Source organism: Cupriavidus sp. GW823-FHT07B10 (genome assembly GCF_058794355.1).
Genome location: NZ_JBXAGS010000007.1, coordinates 64,171 through 79,935, shown reverse-complemented (window position 1 = coordinate 79,935; position 15,765 = coordinate 64,171). Strand labels below are relative to the sequence as shown.

The window sequence follows — 15,765 nt, the reverse complement described above, 5'->3', positions numbered from 1 at the left end:
CTGCCGTGTCATATGCCAGCCCTATAACTCATGGTGCGAAACAGTATTGGACGGTCTGCCGGCCCGTCCCTACAGTGGCCTGCATAGCGCGGCGGCATACGGACGAAAGGATCCGGAAGCCTTTGGAGACCGCGCAAAAACCAAGGAGACAGCCATGAACAGGACAGGCAGAACAGGGCGGCGTGCGGCGCTGGGTGGGATCGGCGCGATCGCGATGATGGCCATGATGGTCGGATCGCAGCCGGCGGCGTTCGCGAGCGAGGCGTATCCCAATCGCCCGATCAAGATGATCATCCCTTACACCCCGGGCGGCTCGATCGATACAGTCGGGCGCCTGGTGGCTGCACAGCTGCAGCGTCAGCTTGGGCAAGCGATCGTTATCGAGAACCGACCGGGCGCGTCGGGCATGATCGGGTCCGAAGCGGTGGCGAAGGCATCCGCTGACGGCTATACGCTGCTCTTCAATGCCTCCAGCCAGGTCTACCTGCCGCTGGTCGCGAAGAACGCCCCTTACGACGCCATCAGGGATTTCACCCCGATCGCACAGGTGGGGCATGTGCCGCTGATCGTCGTCGCCAACACCAGCCTCCCCACCAGCTCGCTGCGCGACCTGGTCAAGCTGGCGAAAGCCAAGCCGCGGACCTACACCTGGGCCACCTCCGGGCTAGGCACCACCAGCCACCTGGCCGAGGAGATGATCCGCCACGCCTTCAAGCTGGAGATGGATATCGTGTCCTACAAGGGCGCCGTGCCGCAGTTGAACGACGTGATGGGCGGTCACGTGTCGGCGGCGGTGTCGCCGATGCCAGGCGCATATCCGTTCGTCAAGGCGGGGCGGCTGAAGGTGCTGGCGGTCACCAGCAGCAAGCGTATTCCGCAGCTTCCCGGCGTGCCGACCGTTGCCGAGAGTGGCCTGCCCGGGTTCGAGCTGCTGTCGTGGTACGGGCTCTGGGGTCCCGCCAACCTGCCTGCGGACATCACCCGCAAGCTGTCGCAGGAGGTCAACAAGGCCGTGCGCGAAGCCAGTCTTAAGACGCGCTTCGACGAACTGGCCTTTGAAACCGTGCAGTCCACGCCTGAACAGTTCAAGGTGGTGATCAAGGATGAGATCGACAAGGTCGCGGGCATCGTCAAGGCAGCCAGCATCCGTATCGATTGAGCGAAGGGCAGGGACAAGGACAAGCAAGCATGCATCAACAAACGCAATCGATGGCCATCACCCGGGAGCTCGCCGGATGGATCGCCGGCATCCGCAACGCCGACCTGTCGGACGCGGTGCGGCAGGCGGTCGCCGGACTCTCGCTGGATACGTTCGGCGCCGGCCTGACCGGGCATGACGAGCCCTGGTCGCAGGCTATCCGTGGCTGGGCCGACGATGGTTACCTCGCTCCGTGCGATGGCGGGGCACGCGCATGGGGCCGGCGGGGCAGGATGTACCGCGCCGCCGATGCCGCGCTGGTCAATGGCGCCGCTGCACACGCGTACGAGCTGGACGACTTCCATAATGCAAAGGTCCACTTGGGCGCGGTCGTATTGCCGGCGGTGTTCGCGTTGGCGGAGACGCTCGAGGTGCCGCCCGAGCGGGTCGAAACCGCTATTGCCGTCGGCTACGAAACCATGATCCGCTGCTCACTGGCGCTGCAGCCGGCGCTGGCCAGGATGAAGGGATGGCATATGACCGCCGTGTGCGCGCCACTGGGCGGAGCCGCGGCATCGGCGGTGATGCTGGGGCTCGACGCCGAGCGCACGGCGTGGGCGCTGGGTCTTGCCGGCACCCAGTCGGGCGGACTGTTTGCGTTCGCTTGCGACGGCGCGGATTCGAAGCGCTTCCATCCGGGGCGCGGCGCTCAGGCCGGCGTGATGGCTGCCGAACTGGCGGCGCGCGGCCTGACCGGCCCGACGCAGTTGTTCGAGACCGGGGACGGCGGCTGGCTCAAGGCGTTCTCGGAGTCGCCCAAACCGGAAAGGCTGCTGGCAGGGCTGGGCAGCGACTGGCACATGCCCCGGACCAACTTCAAGCCCTATGCTTGCTGCGGCAGTGTCCATGCGCATGTCGATGGTGCGCTGCGGCTGCGTGCCGACTGGGCGGGGCAGGGGCCGATTCGCGTCGGCATGCCGGCCGTTGTCGATGTGCAATGCGGCTACCGCTATGCGCCGGGCAGTGTGCTGAACGCGCAGATGAGCGCCCGCTACGCGCTGGCGGTGGCGCTGCTGGATGGCGAGGTGCTGCCGGCGCAGTTCGGGCAGGCCCGCCTGGCGGATCCGAAGATCATCGCGCTGGCCAACGCGATCGAGATCGTACGCGACCCCGAACTCGACGCGCTGTATCCGGCCAGCTTCTGTGGCTGGGTGGAGCTGATGTCGAAGAACGGTGAGCCGCTGCGTGCGTACCAGGCCAACCCGTCGGGTTCCGCGGAGAATCCGGCGCGCATGGCAGCCATCCGGGACAAGTTCCGCGCCTTGACGGCGGACGTGCTTGCGCCCGCGCAGGTTGAGGTGCTGATCGACGCATTTGGCAAGCTGGCGACGACGCCGGTGCGCCACATCCTCGCCGCCGCCGAATCCGTCGCCTGAAGCCGGAATGCCGGCGACCAGAATAGCTTTCATCAAACCAACAATGAAGCGGAGACAGCCCGGCCGACCCAGTCGCATCGCGCCCCATCGGTGCCCTGGCCTGCGTTCCGCTTCCGACCATCGACACGGAGCGCAAGCGAATGGAACGCCTCAAGCCACTGAAACCCGAAGAACTGACCCCCGAGCAGCAGGAAGTCCACGCGGCCATTGCCGCCGGTCCGCGCGGGCAGGTTCGCGGGCCGCTTGCGATGTGGCTGCACCGCCCGGGCCTGGCCAACCGCGCGCAGGCGCTGGGCCAGTACTGCCGCTATGACTCGTCGTTGCCGCCGCGGCTGTCGGAGCTGGCCATCCTGGTGATGGCCCGCATCTGGATGTCCGAATTCGAATGGTGGGCACACAAGCCCATCGCGCTGAAGGCAGGCGTGGCCGAAGACGTGGTCGAGGCGATCCGCACCGGCCGTGAGCCGGCCTTCGTCAAGGAGGATGAGCGCGTGATCCATGAGTTCCTGACTGTGCTGCACGCCACGCGCAATGTGCCGGACCAACTGTACCAGCGCGCGATGGCGGTGCTGGGCAAGGACCAGGTGGTGGACCTCGTTGGCCTGGCGGGCTACTACACGCTGATCTCGATGACGATCAACGCTTTTGGTGTCATGCCCCCGGCCGGCAGCGCGCCGGAGCTGGTGCGCGCCTGAATTCCGTTCAAACCGTTACCCCGAAACACAAAAGGATTCCGTATGTCTGGCCGTCTCGAAGGAAAGGTTGTCATCGTTACCGGCGCGGGTTGCGTCGGCCCCGGTTGGGGCAATGGCCGCGCCGTTGCGGTGCGCTTTGCACAGGAAGGCGCAAAGATCTTTGCCGTCGACAAAAGCGCTGACGCGATGTGTGAAACGCTGGAGCGGCTGGACGCCGCGGGTGCAGAGTTTGACTCGCACCTGTGCGACGTGACCGACACCGCCGCGGTCAAGGCCATGGTCGATGCCTGCGTGGCGCGCTTCGGGCGCGTGGATGTGCTGGTCAACAACGTCGGCGGCTCGGCCAGGGGGGGCCCGGTGCAGCTTAGCGAAGAAGACTGGGACCGCCAGCTCAACTTCAACCTGAAGAGTGTCTTCCTGACCTGCAAGCACGTGCTGCCGCACATGGAGCGGCAGGGCGGCGGCGCCATCGTCAATACCGCGTCGACTTCGGGCATGCGCTGGACCGGTTCGGCCCAGGTCGGCTACGCCTCGGCCAAGGCGGCAATCATTCAACTCTCGCGCGTGGTCGCGGTCGAGTACGCCAGGAAGAACATTCGCGTCAACACGGTGATCCCCGGCCAGATGCATACGCCCATGGTGGAGGCGCGCCTTGCCGGGCAACGTGCGGGCGGTGATGTCGACTCACTGCTGGCCCAGCGCCAGGCACGTATTCCGCTCGGGTTCATGGGCGATGGCCGCGATACCGCCAATGCGGCGCTGTTCCTGGCATCCGACGAGGCGCGCTTCGTCACCGGCACGGAGATCGTGGTCGACGGTGGCATGAGCGTACGCTGCGACTGATCAGCATCCGGTGTCGGACGACCGTTCGCCGCTGGGCTGGCTGCAAGCTGCGGCTGGCAATGACTCATTGCTGCGTGCCGTGTTGTCGGTTACCCCGTCCCGTCGCCACGGTTAACCCTCTTTTCGGATCCTCTGGGCTGAACCATGACCATGCACACTTTCCTTGCGCCGGCCGAGCCGGTGCGCTATCCGGATGCGCGCGTCCAGGCACTGAGCCCGCGCTTCGAGAAATACCACCTGCCCCTTGCCGCGATCGACCGCATTGCCACCGGCTGCCGCTGGAGCGAAGGCCCGGTCTGGTTCGGTGATGGCCGCTACCTGCTGTGGAGCGACGTCCCGAACGACCGGATCCTGCGCTGGGATGAGGAGACCGGTAACACCAGCATGTTCCGTAGCCCGTCAAACCATGCCAATGGCAATACCCGCGACCGCCAGGGAAGGCTGGTGACCTGTGAACATGTCGGCCGGCGTGTCACGCGCACCGAGTATGACGGCAGCATCACCGTGCTGGCGGACCGCTATGACGGCAAGCCGCTGAATTCGCCCAATGACGTGGTGGTGAAATCGGACGACTCGATCTGGTTCACCGATCCGCCGTTCGGTATCGCCGGCTACTACCAGGGCGAGAAGGCAACTTCGGAACTGCCGGAGCGCATTTACCGCATCGATCCGGCCAGCGGCCGCCTTGACATCGTCGCCGATGACGTCAGCGGGCCCAATGGCCTGGCATTCTCGCCTGACGAGGAATTGCTGTATGTGATCGAGTCGCGCACCCGGCCTCGCCGCATCCGCGCTTTTCAGGTCAGTGAAGGCGGCGAGGCGCTGGGCAACAGCCGAGTACTGGTTGACGCCGGGCCCGGTACCCCGGATGGCTTCCGTGTCGATATTGATGGCAACCTGTGGTGCGGCTGGGGCATGGGCACGCCCGAACTCGACGGCGTGCGCATCTTTGCCCCGGACGGCGAACCCATCGGCCATATCAGCCTGCCAGAGCGCTGTGCCAACCTGTGTTTCGGGGGGCGCCATCGCAATCGGCTGTTCATGGCGTCCTGTACGTCGATCTATACGCTTTATGTCAATACGCAAGGCGCGGCCGGCGGCTGACGGCAAGCACCCATTGAAGCGCCTCAGGCCTGAGTAATCTGCTCGCCGGACCCAGGTCCGTCGTCGGTTTGCAGTCCTGATTTCCCGGGGGCTGGCGGTCTGGGACTGGTTTGGGGATACGGTTGGCCCTGCAGAGTTTGTGGGCTCTGCAGGGCCTCCTTTTTTGCCGCGCGGGATGGCGCCCTATGAATTCCATACAGTGGAATTGTGGGGGTGTGGAATCGCCCGCCTGGGCCTAAGCTGTCTCCAACAAAGAAACGCGCCCGGTGCACGCAGTGTGATGCCGCGGCGTTCCGACTCGTTCCAGGAGACAAAGCATGCATCCGTTCTGCACCGGATTGTTCCGCCGGCTTGCCAAGGCAGCCATTCCGTTCCTCATGGCCGCGACAGCGCCTTTGCCGGCGCTCGCAGCCTTTCCCGACAAGCCGATCCGCATGGTGGTGCCGTTCGCCCCCGGCGGCGGCACGGACCTGGTGGCGCGTGCCATGGGCATTACCATGGGCGAGGATCTTGGCCAGCCCGTCATCGTCGATAACAAGCCGGGCGGCAGCACCATTATCGGCACCGATGCGGTGGCCAAGAGCGCACCAGACGGCTACACGCTGGTGATGGCGACGCTGGCCCACGCGGTCAACCCGAGCCTGCACAAGAAACTGCCGTTCGATACGGAGAAGGCGTTCGCGCCGGTCATGCTGGTGGGCCGCTCGCCCAACGTGCTGGTGGTGAAGCCGGACAGCCCCATCAAGACCGTGCAGGACCTGATCGCGGCCGCCAAGGCCAAGCCGGGCAAGCTCAACTACGCCTCGCAGGGCGCGGGCACTTCGGCGCACCTGGCCGGCGAGCTGTTCAAGAACATGGCCAGGGTCGACTTGAACCACATTCCTTATCGCGGCGCCGGCCCGGCGATCACGGACCTGCTCGGCGGGCAGGTCGATGTGATGTTCGCCACGGCAGCCGCAGTCGCGCCGCACCTGGAGAGCGGCAAGCTTCGGGCGGTGGCGGTCACGACCGCACAGCGCTCGCAGGCGCCGGCGCTGAGCAAGGTGCCAACGATCGCGGAAAGCGGCGTGCCCAATTATGTGGCGGATAGCTGGTATGGCCTGTTCGTACCGGCCGGCACGCCGCCGGCGGTGATCACGCGGCTGAACGCCGCGGCGAAGAAGGCCGTGCACACCGACGCGTTCCGCAAGCGCGCCGAACAGGAGGGGCTTGCCATCAGTGGCGGCACACCAGATGAGTTCGGCCGCTACGTCAAGGCCGAGAGCCAGCGCTGGAGCAAGGTCATCAAGGACGCCAATATCACGGCCGACTGAGCGCGGCACTCGTAAAAAAACAGATCGCACACATAGCACCGGACAGGACCATGGACAACTATTCCCTGATTGAACTGAAGATCGAATCGGGCATCGCGCTGCTCACCTTTAACCGCCCCGACAAGCGCAATGCCATGAGCGACGACATGCGCTCGGAATTCATCGACGCGCTGGAGCGCGTGGCGGCGGACAAGGCCATTCGTGCCCTGGTGCTCACCGGGAACGGCAAGGGCTTCTGCGCCGGCGGCGACGTGGCCGGCATGCAGCGCCGCATGGAGGCGCCCATCGGCGAGGTGGGCTTCAATGGCTGGAGCCGCCAGCAGCGGGTCCACTACACCGTGAAGCTGCTCCACACCATGCCCAAGCCCACCATCGCCGCGGTCAACGGTGCCGCGGCCGGGCTGGGTGCCGATACCGCGCTGTGCTGCGATTTCGTGCTGGCGTCCGAAGCGGCGTCGTTCTCCTGGTCCTATATCAACCGGGGCCTGATCCCGGACGGTGGCGGCATGTATTTCCTGCCGCGCCGCGTAGGGCTGTCGGCAGCGAAGGAACTGGTCTTCACGGGCCGCAAGGTCGAGGCGCAGGAGGCCGCGGCCCTCGGCATCGCGGACCGCCTGAGCAAGCCCGAAGCGCTGATCGACGATGCGCTGAGCTGGGCGGCGCAACTGAGCCAGGGCTCGGCTACCGCGATCGCGCTGGGCAAGAGCATCATGAACCAGTCCTTCGAACTGCCCGCCGACCAGGTCTTCGCCCAGGGCAGCCAGGCGCAGGGCATCTGCTACACCAGCACCGAGCATCGCGACTCCGTGCTGGCTTTCCTGAACAAGACCGCCAGCAACGCCTGACCACATGAATGCCATCCAAAGACTTGTCACGCCGCGCAGCGTTGCCGTGATTGGCGCATCCGCCGACCCCGCAAAGACTGCAGGCCGCCCGGTTTCCTACCTGCGCAAGCATGGGTTCAGCGGGGCGATCTACCCGGTCAACCCCAAGGTCGAGTCGATCGACGGGCTGCCTTGCTTTCCGGACATTGCCTCGCTGCCCGAAGTGCCGGACGTCGGCATCGTGCTGCTGGGCGCCGAGCGTGCGCACCTGGCCGTGCGCGACCTGGCGGCGCGCGGCGCCGGCGCGGCCATCGTGCTGGCGAGCGGCTATACCGAGACCGGCGCCGAGGGCGCGCGGCGCCAGGCTGAGCTGATCGAGGCGGCCGGCAGCATGCGCCTGCTGGGGCCCAATACCATCGGCCTGGTCAACCTGACCGACAACATCCCGCTGTCGGCCAGCGGCGCGCTGGAGATGGACCAGTTCCCGACCGGCAGCATTGGCGTGGTGTCGCAAAGCGGCGGCATCCTCGGTGCCTTGCTGTCGCGCGCCGCCGCACGCGGCATCGGCCTGTCCAAGCTGGTTTCGACCAGCAATGAAGTCGACCTGGATCTGGCCGACTTTATCGATTATCTGGCCGATGACGAGGCCACCCGCGTGATCGCGCTGTATGTCGAGAGCGTGCGCAACCCGGAGACGTTCCGCCGCGCAGCGCTGAAGGCGGCGCGCGCCGGCAAGTCGGTGGTGGCGTTCAAGATCGGCCGCTCCGAGAGTGGTGCGCGCGCCGCGGTGTCACATACCGGCGCGTTGGCCGGTACGGATCGCATGTATGACGCGCTCTTTGAGCAGGTCGGCGTGATTCGCGCGCAGACCTTCTCGGACCTGCTCGACATGCCCGCCGCCCTGGCTACCGGGCGCAAACTGACTGGCAATCGCGTTGCGATCCTGACCTCGACCGGCGGCGCCGGCACGCTGGTCTCCGACAGCCTGGGCGTGGCCGGCTTCGAGACCCCGGCCCCTGACGAAGCGACCGCGGCGAAGCTGCGCGCGCTGCAGAAGGGCGACCACGCGGCGCTCGACCGCAACCCGATCGACGTAACCCTGGCCGGGCTGCAGCCCGACCTGCTCCGCGCAGCGATCCGCATCCTGCTCGACAGCCCGAGCTACGACGCGGTCGCAGTCATCGTGGGCTCGTCCAGCCTGGCCATGCCAGACCTGATGGCCAATGCCATTCGCGACTGCCTGCCCCATAGCGACAAACCGGTGATTGCGTACGTGAGCCCGCATGCGCCGGAAGTCGCATCGCTGCTCAATCGCCGTGGCGTGCCGGCGTTTTCCGCGCCGGAGGCTTGCACGGTGGCGATCGACGCGATGCTGCGTGCCGGCAAGCTCGGCGCGGTCGACGAAGCGGGCACTCCCACGCTGCCGTTGCCCGATCTCACCTCCTATGGCACCGGCTCGCTCGACGAAGCCGCGGCCAAGACCTTGTTCGCCGGTTTCGGCGTACCGGTTGCGAAGGAGGTTGTGGTTGCCGATGGCGCCGAGGCGATGGCGGCGGCGCAAGCCTTCAGCGGCAATGTCGTGCTGAAGATCCTGTCGGCCGAGATCACCCACAAGAGCGATGTCGGCGGCGTGGCCGTCAATGTCCCGCCTGCGGAGGCGGGAAGCCGGCTGGCAAGAATGGCAAGCGACGTGCAGTCGGCCACGGGTATCGCGCCCCAACGCTTCCTGGTGCAGGAAATGGTCAAGGCCGGCGTCGAAGTGATCCTCGGTATGCACCGCGACGCGCTGGGCACCGCGATCCTGCTCGGCATGGGCGGCGTGACCGCGGAGCTGTTCGGCGATACCACGCTGCGGCTGCTGCCTGGCGAGCGCGGATTGAGCCGCGACGCCGCGCTGGCGATGATCGGGCGCCTGAAGACGGCCCCGCTGCTGCAGGGCTTCCGGGGCCGGCCGAAGGCGGATGTGGAAGCCCTGGCCGACGCGATCGTCGCCTTCTCGCGCATGGTCGCCACGCTTGGCGACCGGCTGGTCGAGGCGGAGATGAATCCCGTGTTCGTGCTGCCCGAAGGGCAGGGTGTGATGGCCGCCGATGGCGTGGCGGTGCTGGCCGGCAACGACAAGCCCTGACGAGACCCTGGCATGTGCAACGTGCGCGACGGTGTGTTGGTGACTTCGGTCGATGGGTGCGAGATCATCTGGCGAAGCTTTGGCGACGGCCCGGCGAGCGTGCTGTTGCATGGCGGCCATGGCAGCTGGCAGCACTGGACGCGCAATATCGGGCCGTTGTCCCGGAACCGCCGGCTGCTGGTGCCAGACATGCCGGGCTTTGGCGATTCCGGTGCGGCGCCGCGCGCCGATCTGCCTGGAGTCGTCGAGGTCCTGGCCCGCTCGCTGGCCCAGCTATCACCTGGCCGTGTCGACCTGGTGGGCTTTTCCTTCGGCGCGCTGGTGGCGGCGCACCTTGCGACCCATGCGCGCCTTGGCGATATCGATGTCGGTCGCCTGGCGTTGCTCGGGCCGGCCGGCCATGGCGGTCCGCGCCGCATGACGCGGGCGCTGGTCGACTGGCGCCGCTGCCACGATCCGCACGCGCTTGCCGCGGCGATGCGCGACAATCTGGCGGCATTCATGATCGCCGATCCGGCCGCCATCGACAGCGAAACCGTGGCCATCCACACGCGTGCCTGTCGCGCGACCCGCTTCCATAGCAAATCGATCTCGCGCGCAGGCGGATTGCAGCAGGCGCTGGCGCGCTTTCCCGGCCCGGTATTGATGATCTGGGGCGAAGCGGACGTGACCATGTCGCCCGAATCGATTGCCGGGATCGCCCGCGACTCGCGGCATGCATCAGCCGACGCGCCCGAAGTCAGTGTCAGCGTGGTGCCGGGCGCCGGCCATTGGGTCCAGTATGAGGCCCACCAACAAGTCAACCGGCTGCTGCAGGCATGGCTGCAGCAGCTCCCCGACACGCCGGCGCAGGCCGGCTGAGGAGAACCTATCTTGAACGCAACCGAGGCCTTTGGGCCTTTCTTCAGCACCATCAAGGCAGGACCGCTGCCAGCCGAGGTGATGCATCATGCGAAGCGCGCGCTGGTCGACTGGCATGCGGCGCTGTTCCCGGGCATCGGCACCGATGCGGTCCAGCGCCTGCAGCGCGTGCTGGAAGAGGAGCTTGGCCGCGGCAACGCCACCCTGCCAATGGGGCAACGCGCCACGGCGCGCGCCGCGGCGCTGCTCAATGGCGCTGCCGCCCACGCTGCCGAGATCGACGACAGTTTCCGTGATGCCATGTATCACCCCGGCGCCGCCACCATTGCCGCCGCCATTGCTGCGGCACAGGACGCGGGCGCCAGCGGCGAGACGCTGCTCAAGGGCATCGTCGTCGGCTATGAGGTTTCAACGCGCATCGGCGTCGTGCTGGGCCGGGCGCACTATCGCTTCTGGCACAGCACCGCGACTGTCGGCACGTTTGGCGCGGCGGCCGCCGCGGCGTTTATCCATGGGGCGAGCGAGGAGCAGCTTGCCCACGCGCTGGCGACCGCGGCGACCTTCGCCGCCGGACTGCAGCAGGCGTTCCGCATGGACTCGATGTCCAAGCCGCTGCACGCAGGCCGCGCAGCGGAGGGCGGATTGCTGGCCGCCCGCGCCGCCATTGCCGGCATCACCGGTTCGCTCGATGTGCTCGACGGTGAGACCGGCATGGGGCGAGCGATGTCGGACGGCCCTGACTGGAACGGGCTGGCATCGACGCTTGGGAAAGACTTCCATATTTGCCGGCTGACCTTCAAGAACCACATTGGCTGCGGCCATACCTTTGCGGCAATCGACGGCGCGCTGGCGCTGAAAGCGAAGCTGGGCATCGACACCGCCCAGATCCGTCGCATTCGCGTCGCCACGTATCGCCCGGCGCTGGATATCGCCTGCTATCTCGACCCCAGGAGCGAGAACGAAGCCAAGTTCAGCCTCAAGTTCATCGTCGCCGCCGCCCTGGTGCATGGCAGCGTGCGCTTGTCGGCCTACACGCCGGAACGGTTGTGGGACAGCGAGACGCGCCGGCTGATGGACTGCATGACTGTCGAGGTCGACCCTGAAATCGACGGCTGGTTTCCTGGCAAGCGCGCGGCAAGGATTGAGATCGAAACCCTGGACGGGGCCACGGCTGACTACTTGCAGCCAAATCGCAAGGGCGATCCGGAGGACCCGCTGTCCGACGCTGACCTCGGCGGCAAGCTGATCGAACTGGCAGCGCCGGTGATAGGCGCCGATGGCGCGCGCCGGCTGGCGCAGAAGATCTGGCACGTCGAGACGGAGCCGGTGGTCAGCCTGTTTGGCTGAGCAGCGGCGCCCCGGCGCCAACGCGGTCACCGGCATGACGAACACAAGCGGTGTAGGACAAGGAGATCGGCATCGAGTAGCATTGCCTGCGGCGGGTGCAACCTCAGCAAATGCATGCACCGGACGCCGCTTTCCAGAACGGTCACTGGTGCGCAGTGATCCCCTGTCATGCCAAACAGCACCGTCAACATCGAACGGATCAAACCAGGCCAAGGCAAGGCGACGCCCAACCGCTCGCTCGAACGTGGCATTGCCGTACTGCGCGCCTTCCGCGCCGGCGCGTCCATGCTCGGCAACAGCGAGATTGCCGAGCGCACCGGCTTGTCCCGCTCGACCGTCAGCCGCCTGACGCAGTCGCTGATTGAGACCGGCATGCTCGAGTATGTCCCGCAGTGCCGGGCCTACCGGCTGGGTGTGCCGGTCCTCAGCATGGCGCATGCCATGCGCGACGGCTCGCAGGTTCTCAGGGTCGCAGCGCCGATGATGGCCGAGGTTGCCATGCGGCACAAGATCAATGTCGGACTGGCGGTGGCGGAGGGAGATGAGATGATTTACCTGGAGTCGTTCCGCTACAACCGGCGCCAGTCACTGCGCACGGTGGTGAGCGGGCAGCGCATCCCGATGGCGCTGACCTCTCTCGGCCGCGCGCACCTCGCAACGCTGGCACCTGAGGCGTTCAACGCGATGATGAGGGCCATGGCCGACAAGAACCGCGGCCGCGGCTGGGGGGAGCTGCGACGCGAAATCGATGCTGCGGTGTCTTCCGTGCATGAGAAAGGCTACTGCGTCGCGTCATGGCAGCCTCAGGTTGTGGCCATGGCAACACCATTGCGATTTGACGAGTATGCCGTCCATGTATTGAACGTCAGCGTATCCACGCACCAGGATGCCGGTGCTGTCGAGGCGGCGCTGGCCAAGCCACTGATGGAACTTGCAGCGGCGATACAGGAGCGGATGCCGCGCGTGGAGTAGGGGCGCTGCGGTATCGAGATCCGCGCCGGCTTTCGCCCCATGTCAAAGGACGGGCTCCCCGTTATTGGTCCCAAGATTGTTGTCCGGTCTTTGGGGTTGAGCCTCACGCATCAGGCGCAGCCCGGCGTAGCCGCCAGGCATGGTCATCCGCCGTAACCCAGGCGGGGACAAGATGGGCTCGCAAGGTGTCGCTCGAACCAGCCTATCGTGAGTGCCGCGATGTCTTCCAGGGCCCTGCGGTCTTCAAATCCGCGGCCGCTGGTCGGGATGAGCCTCAGTTGCCGCGGACAATGCATCTGCTCGAATGCAAGATTGTTGATCTGGATGTCTTTCGGATTGCCGCTGGCACATATCAGCAAGGCAGGGATTTCAAGCTGCCGCAGGGTTGCGCTGCCCGCGAGATCCAGCCGCCCCGCAACACAGGCCACGGCGCTGAGTTGCGTCGCGCCGCACGCGGCTGAGCGCAAGGCTGCCGCCGCTGCGGTGCCGGTACTTAGCAGGCCCACAGGCAAGCTTGCGCAAGGGGTCCCAGTACGCAGGAAGCTCAAGGTCTGGTCCAGTCTTGCCACCAGCTCATCGACCTCCGATTCCGGTGCGTCGTCGACGCGGCTGTCAGGCTGCAGGTCTACGAGCATGGTGGCGAATCCTTTCGCGCGCAGCTTGCGTGCCAGGTAATTGCTGCGGGCTGCACGGCGTTGCGCGCCACCGGCATACACCATCACCGCGACGCCGACCGGGTTCGGGGCCGTTTCGAGCATGGCCCGCAGCCGAGTGGTCTGATACGGAATCAGCATCGCCTTGCTCAACGACGGCACGCCCGCCACCGCACCTGGCCGGGCACGGGTCCGGGGCTGCGTTGGCGGTATCCCTGTCAACTGTCGCACGCGGTCGTCGCTGACCAGCTGGAACTCATGATAGAAGTGCGCGAGGTTTTCGATGCGGTCCGGAGTATCCAGGCAGATGACTTCGTCGGCCAGGGCGCGGACCCGGTCCAGCCCGGCTGGGGTGGCGATCGGGAGCGCGCATATGAGCCGGGCAGGTTGCCGCTTGCGCAGGCTGGCGAGGGCCGCATACATCGTTGCGCCGCTCACCAGGCCGTCATCCACGACGATCACCACGCGACCGCCCGGATCCGCCAGCTTGCGGACCGGCGTATACACGGCGCGCTGCCTGCGAAGCTGGTCGAACTGGGCATCACGCTGGCTGTCGGCGCCGCCATTTGCGTCCATTGCGTCCGTGCACCATGTCGCGCCAGAGTCGTCCAGTGCTACGCCAGGAACGATCCTGCGCGCCATCACCAGGTCGAAGTCAGCGCCCAGTGCGTCGGCCACAACACGCCCGACCGGCACGCCGCCGCGCGGAATCGCCAGCACCAGGGCATCGGTTCCCCGATACGCGCGCAACGCCCAGGCGAGCTCCGAGCCCGCATGCTCACGCGCCTGAAAACGTGTCTGGTAACGGCTCATCGATCTATCTGCCAGGGATCTATTGACGGACTTTCAGGACGGCGGCGCCGGTAAGCCGGCCCTCGCGCAGGTCGGCCAGTGCTTCGTTGGCCTGCTCCAGCGGATACGCGGTGGTGTGCGTATGCAGCGGCGTCCGGGCGGCGATATCCATCAGCGCGATGCCGTCGGCACGCGTGAGGTTGGCTACGGAACACAGGCGCCTTTCTTCCCAAAGCAGCTGGTAAGGCATGCTTGGGATATCGCTCATATGAATTCCGCCACAGACCACGATGCCACCCTTGTCCACGGCGCGCAGCGCCTTGGGCACCAGCGCGCCCACCGGGGCGAAAATCAGCGCGGCGTCCAGCGGCACGGGCGACTCGAGCTCGCTCGAGCCGGCCCAGCACGCACCGGATTGGTAGGCGAGTTGCTGGGCGCCTGCGTCGCCCGTGCGGGTGAAGGCGTAGACTTCGCGGCCTTGCGCCACCGCGATCTGCGTCACCAGGTGGGCGGCGGCGCCGAAGCCGTAGATGCCGACGCGCTGCGCATGGCTGGCTGCGCCCGCCATGCGCAGCGTCCGGTAGCCGATCAGGCCCGCGCAGAGTAGTGGCGCGGCGTGTTCGTCATCGTAGCCGGGCGGAATCCGGAAGCAATAGCCGCTGTCGGCAACAACGTACTCCGCATAGCCGCCATCGCGGGTATAGCCAGTGAACAGCGGTGCGTCGCAAAGATTCTCGTGATGACGCAGGCAGTAGCGACAATGGCCACAGCTATGTCCGAGCCAGGGCACACCGACGCGGTCCCCCGGCTTGAAGACGGTGACACCGGCGCCGCACGAATCCACCTGTCCGACGATTTCATGTCCCGGGATGAGCACCGGCTTGGGATGGCGCAGGTCGCCGTCGGCGATATGCAGGTCGGTCCGGCACACCCCGCAAGCTCCCACGGCAATGCGAAGTTCGCCGGGCCCCGGTTCGGCAACCGGCAAGTGGTGGAGGCGCAGCGGCAGGCCTGCGCCCTCGAAGACCATCGCACGCATGGTTTGGTGGGGCATGGCGCGCCTAACCTTCGACTTCGCTGCGGACCAGGAGCACGGGCTTGCTGGTCTTGGCAAGCACGCCTTCCGACACGCTGCCCATCAGCAGGCGCCGGACGCCGCGGCGGCCGTGGGTGCCAAGCACGATCAGGTCGGCATTCCACGCATCGGCTTCGGTGACAATGGTCAACGAGATCCGGCCCGGCGCCACCGGCTTCTCATCCAGTTTCACCGAATTGCGCACGCCTGCTTCGCTGAGCCTGGTTGAGGCGGCATCCAGCGCCTTGCGGCCGTGCGCGGTGATGTTGTCGACCAGTTCTTTTGGATTGAAGTAACTGGCCTCGAAGAACACATCGCTGTCGTCTACCACGAACAACGCCTTGACCTCGGCCCCGGTTGCCTTGGCGATGATGATGGCCTGGCTCAGTGCCAGGTCGGAAGAACGGCTGCCATCGACGGCGAGCAGGATGCGCTGGTACATGATGGATCTCCTGAAGGGCAAGGGTGTGCTCGATGTTGCGATTCGCTGCATTCAGCGTAGGCGCCGGCCTCGATATGCGCTTGAGATAGGTCAACCCGAAGGGGCAGGCGCCGCGAGAAACTGACCGCAGACAGAAGTGATG

Annotated in this window: 14 protein-coding genes; 11 read left to right on the top strand and 3 right to left on the bottom strand. The window is 66.4% G+C overall.

Annotated elements, in window-relative coordinates; all coding sequences use genetic code 11:
• Nucleotides 1–154 precede the first annotated feature (154 nt).
• From AC1Q6V_RS16910 to AC1Q6V_RS16860, 11 genes are all read left to right on the top strand, one after another.
• Nucleotides 155–1,159, top strand: coding sequence for a Bug family tripartite tricarboxylate transporter substrate binding protein (locus tag AC1Q6V_RS16910; RefSeq protein WP_011617246.1), 1,005 nt, complete (start codon nt 155–157; stop codon nt 1,157–1,159).
• Nucleotides 1,160–1,188: 29 nt separating this feature from the next.
• Nucleotides 1,189–2,574, top strand: a complete 1,386-nt coding sequence (locus AC1Q6V_RS16905; RefSeq protein WP_454749077.1) for an MmgE/PrpD family protein — start codon at nt 1,189–1,191, stop codon at nt 2,572–2,574.
• Nucleotides 2,575–2,714: 140 nt separating this feature from the next.
• Nucleotides 2,715–3,269, top strand: a complete 555-nt coding sequence (locus AC1Q6V_RS16900; protein WP_010809273.1) for a carboxymuconolactone decarboxylase family protein — start codon at nt 2,715–2,717, stop codon at nt 3,267–3,269.
• Nucleotides 3,270–3,311: 42 nt separating this feature from the next.
• On the top strand, nt 3,312–4,112 hold the full coding sequence (locus AC1Q6V_RS16895; RefSeq protein WP_454749078.1) for an SDR family NAD(P)-dependent oxidoreductase: 801 nt from the start codon (nt 3,312–3,314) through the stop codon (nt 4,110–4,112).
• Between the two features lie 144 nt (nt 4,113–4,256).
• Nucleotides 4,257–5,216 carry an SMP-30/gluconolactonase/LRE family protein gene (locus AC1Q6V_RS16890; protein WP_010809275.1) on the top strand — a complete coding sequence of 320 codons (960 nt, stop codon included), beginning with the start codon at nt 4,257–4,259 and terminating at the stop codon, nt 5,214–5,216.
• A gap of 317 nt (nt 5,217–5,533) precedes the next feature.
• Nucleotides 5,534–6,529 carry a tripartite tricarboxylate transporter substrate binding protein gene (locus AC1Q6V_RS16885; protein WP_011617244.1) on the top strand — a complete coding sequence of 332 codons (996 nt, stop codon included), beginning with the start codon at nt 5,534–5,536 and terminating at the stop codon, nt 6,527–6,529.
• 50 nt (nt 6,530–6,579) lie between these two features.
• Nucleotides 6,580–7,374, top strand: coding sequence for an enoyl-CoA hydratase/isomerase family protein (locus AC1Q6V_RS16880; protein WP_010809277.1), 795 nt, complete (start codon nt 6,580–6,582; stop codon nt 7,372–7,374).
• A 4-nt stretch (nt 7,375–7,378) separates the two neighbouring features.
• Entirely contained in the window at nt 7,379–9,481 is a 2,103-nt protein-coding gene (locus tag AC1Q6V_RS16875) for an acetate--CoA ligase family protein (RefSeq protein ID WP_454749079.1), read from the top strand.
• 12 nt (nt 9,482–9,493) lie between these two features.
• Nucleotides 9,494–10,342, top strand: coding sequence for an alpha/beta fold hydrolase (locus AC1Q6V_RS16870; protein WP_454749080.1), 849 nt, complete (start codon nt 9,494–9,496; stop codon nt 10,340–10,342).
• Nucleotides 10,343–10,354: 12 nt separating this feature from the next.
• Nucleotides 10,355–11,689, top strand: coding sequence for an MmgE/PrpD family protein (locus tag AC1Q6V_RS16865; protein ID WP_454749081.1), 1,335 nt, complete (start codon nt 10,355–10,357; stop codon nt 11,687–11,689).
• A 168-nt stretch (nt 11,690–11,857) separates the two neighbouring features.
• A complete protein-coding gene (locus tag AC1Q6V_RS16860) occupies nt 11,858–12,661 on the top strand; it encodes an IclR family transcriptional regulator (RefSeq protein ID WP_010809281.1) in 804 nt (267 codons plus the stop codon).
• 143 nt (nt 12,662–12,804) lie between these two features.
• Here the strand turns inward: AC1Q6V_RS16860 and AC1Q6V_RS16855 are convergent, their stop codons facing one another.
• From AC1Q6V_RS16855 to AC1Q6V_RS16845, 3 genes are read right to left on the bottom strand one after another with little or no spacing between them, the layout of a single operon-like run.
• Nucleotides 12,805–14,127, bottom strand: a complete 1,323-nt coding sequence (locus AC1Q6V_RS16855; RefSeq protein WP_010809282.1) for a phosphoribosyltransferase — start codon at nt 14,125–14,127, stop codon at nt 12,805–12,807.
• Between the two features lie 19 nt (nt 14,128–14,146).
• Nucleotides 14,147–15,160, bottom strand: a complete 1,014-nt coding sequence (locus tag AC1Q6V_RS16850; RefSeq protein WP_011617238.1) for a zinc-dependent alcohol dehydrogenase family protein — start codon at nt 15,158–15,160, stop codon at nt 14,147–14,149.
• Nucleotides 15,161–15,167: 7 nt separating this feature from the next.
• The gene (locus AC1Q6V_RS16845; protein ID WP_439671848.1) at nt 15,168–15,623 is read right to left on the bottom strand and encodes a universal stress protein; all 456 of its coding nucleotides are present in this window, start codon (nt 15,621–15,623) and stop codon (nt 15,168–15,170) included.
• Between the last annotated feature and the right edge of the window lie 142 nt (nt 15,624–15,765).

Excerpts from the sequence above, each read along its gene's own strand:
- AC1Q6V_RS16910 (WP_011617246.1), top strand. The coding sequence starts at position 155 with ATGAACAGGACAGGCAGAACAGGGCGGCGTGCGGCGCTGGGTGGGATC.
- AC1Q6V_RS16905 (WP_454749077.1), top strand. The coding sequence starts at position 1,189 with ATGCATCAACAAACGCAATCGATGGCCATCACCCGGGAGCTCGCCGGA.
- AC1Q6V_RS16900 (WP_010809273.1), top strand. The coding sequence starts at position 2,715 with ATGGAACGCCTCAAGCCACTGAAACCCGAAGAACTGACCCCCGAGCAG.
- AC1Q6V_RS16895 (WP_454749078.1), top strand. The coding sequence starts at position 3,312 with ATGTCTGGCCGTCTCGAAGGAAAGGTTGTCATCGTTACCGGCGCGGGT.
- AC1Q6V_RS16890 (WP_010809275.1), top strand. The coding sequence starts at position 4,257 with ATGACCATGCACACTTTCCTTGCGCCGGCCGAGCCGGTGCGCTATCCG.
- AC1Q6V_RS16885 (WP_011617244.1), top strand. The coding sequence starts at position 5,534 with ATGCATCCGTTCTGCACCGGATTGTTCCGCCGGCTTGCCAAGGCAGCC.
- AC1Q6V_RS16880 (WP_010809277.1), top strand. The coding sequence starts at position 6,580 with ATGGACAACTATTCCCTGATTGAACTGAAGATCGAATCGGGCATCGCG.
- AC1Q6V_RS16875 (WP_454749079.1), top strand. The coding sequence starts at position 7,379 with ATGAATGCCATCCAAAGACTTGTCACGCCGCGCAGCGTTGCCGTGATT.
- AC1Q6V_RS16870 (WP_454749080.1), top strand. The coding sequence starts at position 9,494 with ATGTGCAACGTGCGCGACGGTGTGTTGGTGACTTCGGTCGATGGGTGC.
- AC1Q6V_RS16860 (WP_010809281.1), top strand. The coding sequence starts at position 11,858 with ATGCCAAACAGCACCGTCAACATCGAACGGATCAAACCAGGCCAAGGC.
- AC1Q6V_RS16855 (WP_010809282.1), bottom strand. The coding sequence starts at position 14,127 with ATGAGCCGTTACCAGACACGTTTTCAGGCGCGTGAGCATGCGGGCTCG.
- AC1Q6V_RS16850 (WP_011617238.1), bottom strand. The coding sequence starts at position 15,160 with ATGCCCCACCAAACCATGCGTGCGATGGTCTTCGAGGGCGCAGGCCTG.
- AC1Q6V_RS16845 (WP_439671848.1), bottom strand. The coding sequence starts at position 15,623 with ATGTACCAGCGCATCCTGCTCGCCGTCGATGGCAGCCGTTCTTCCGAC.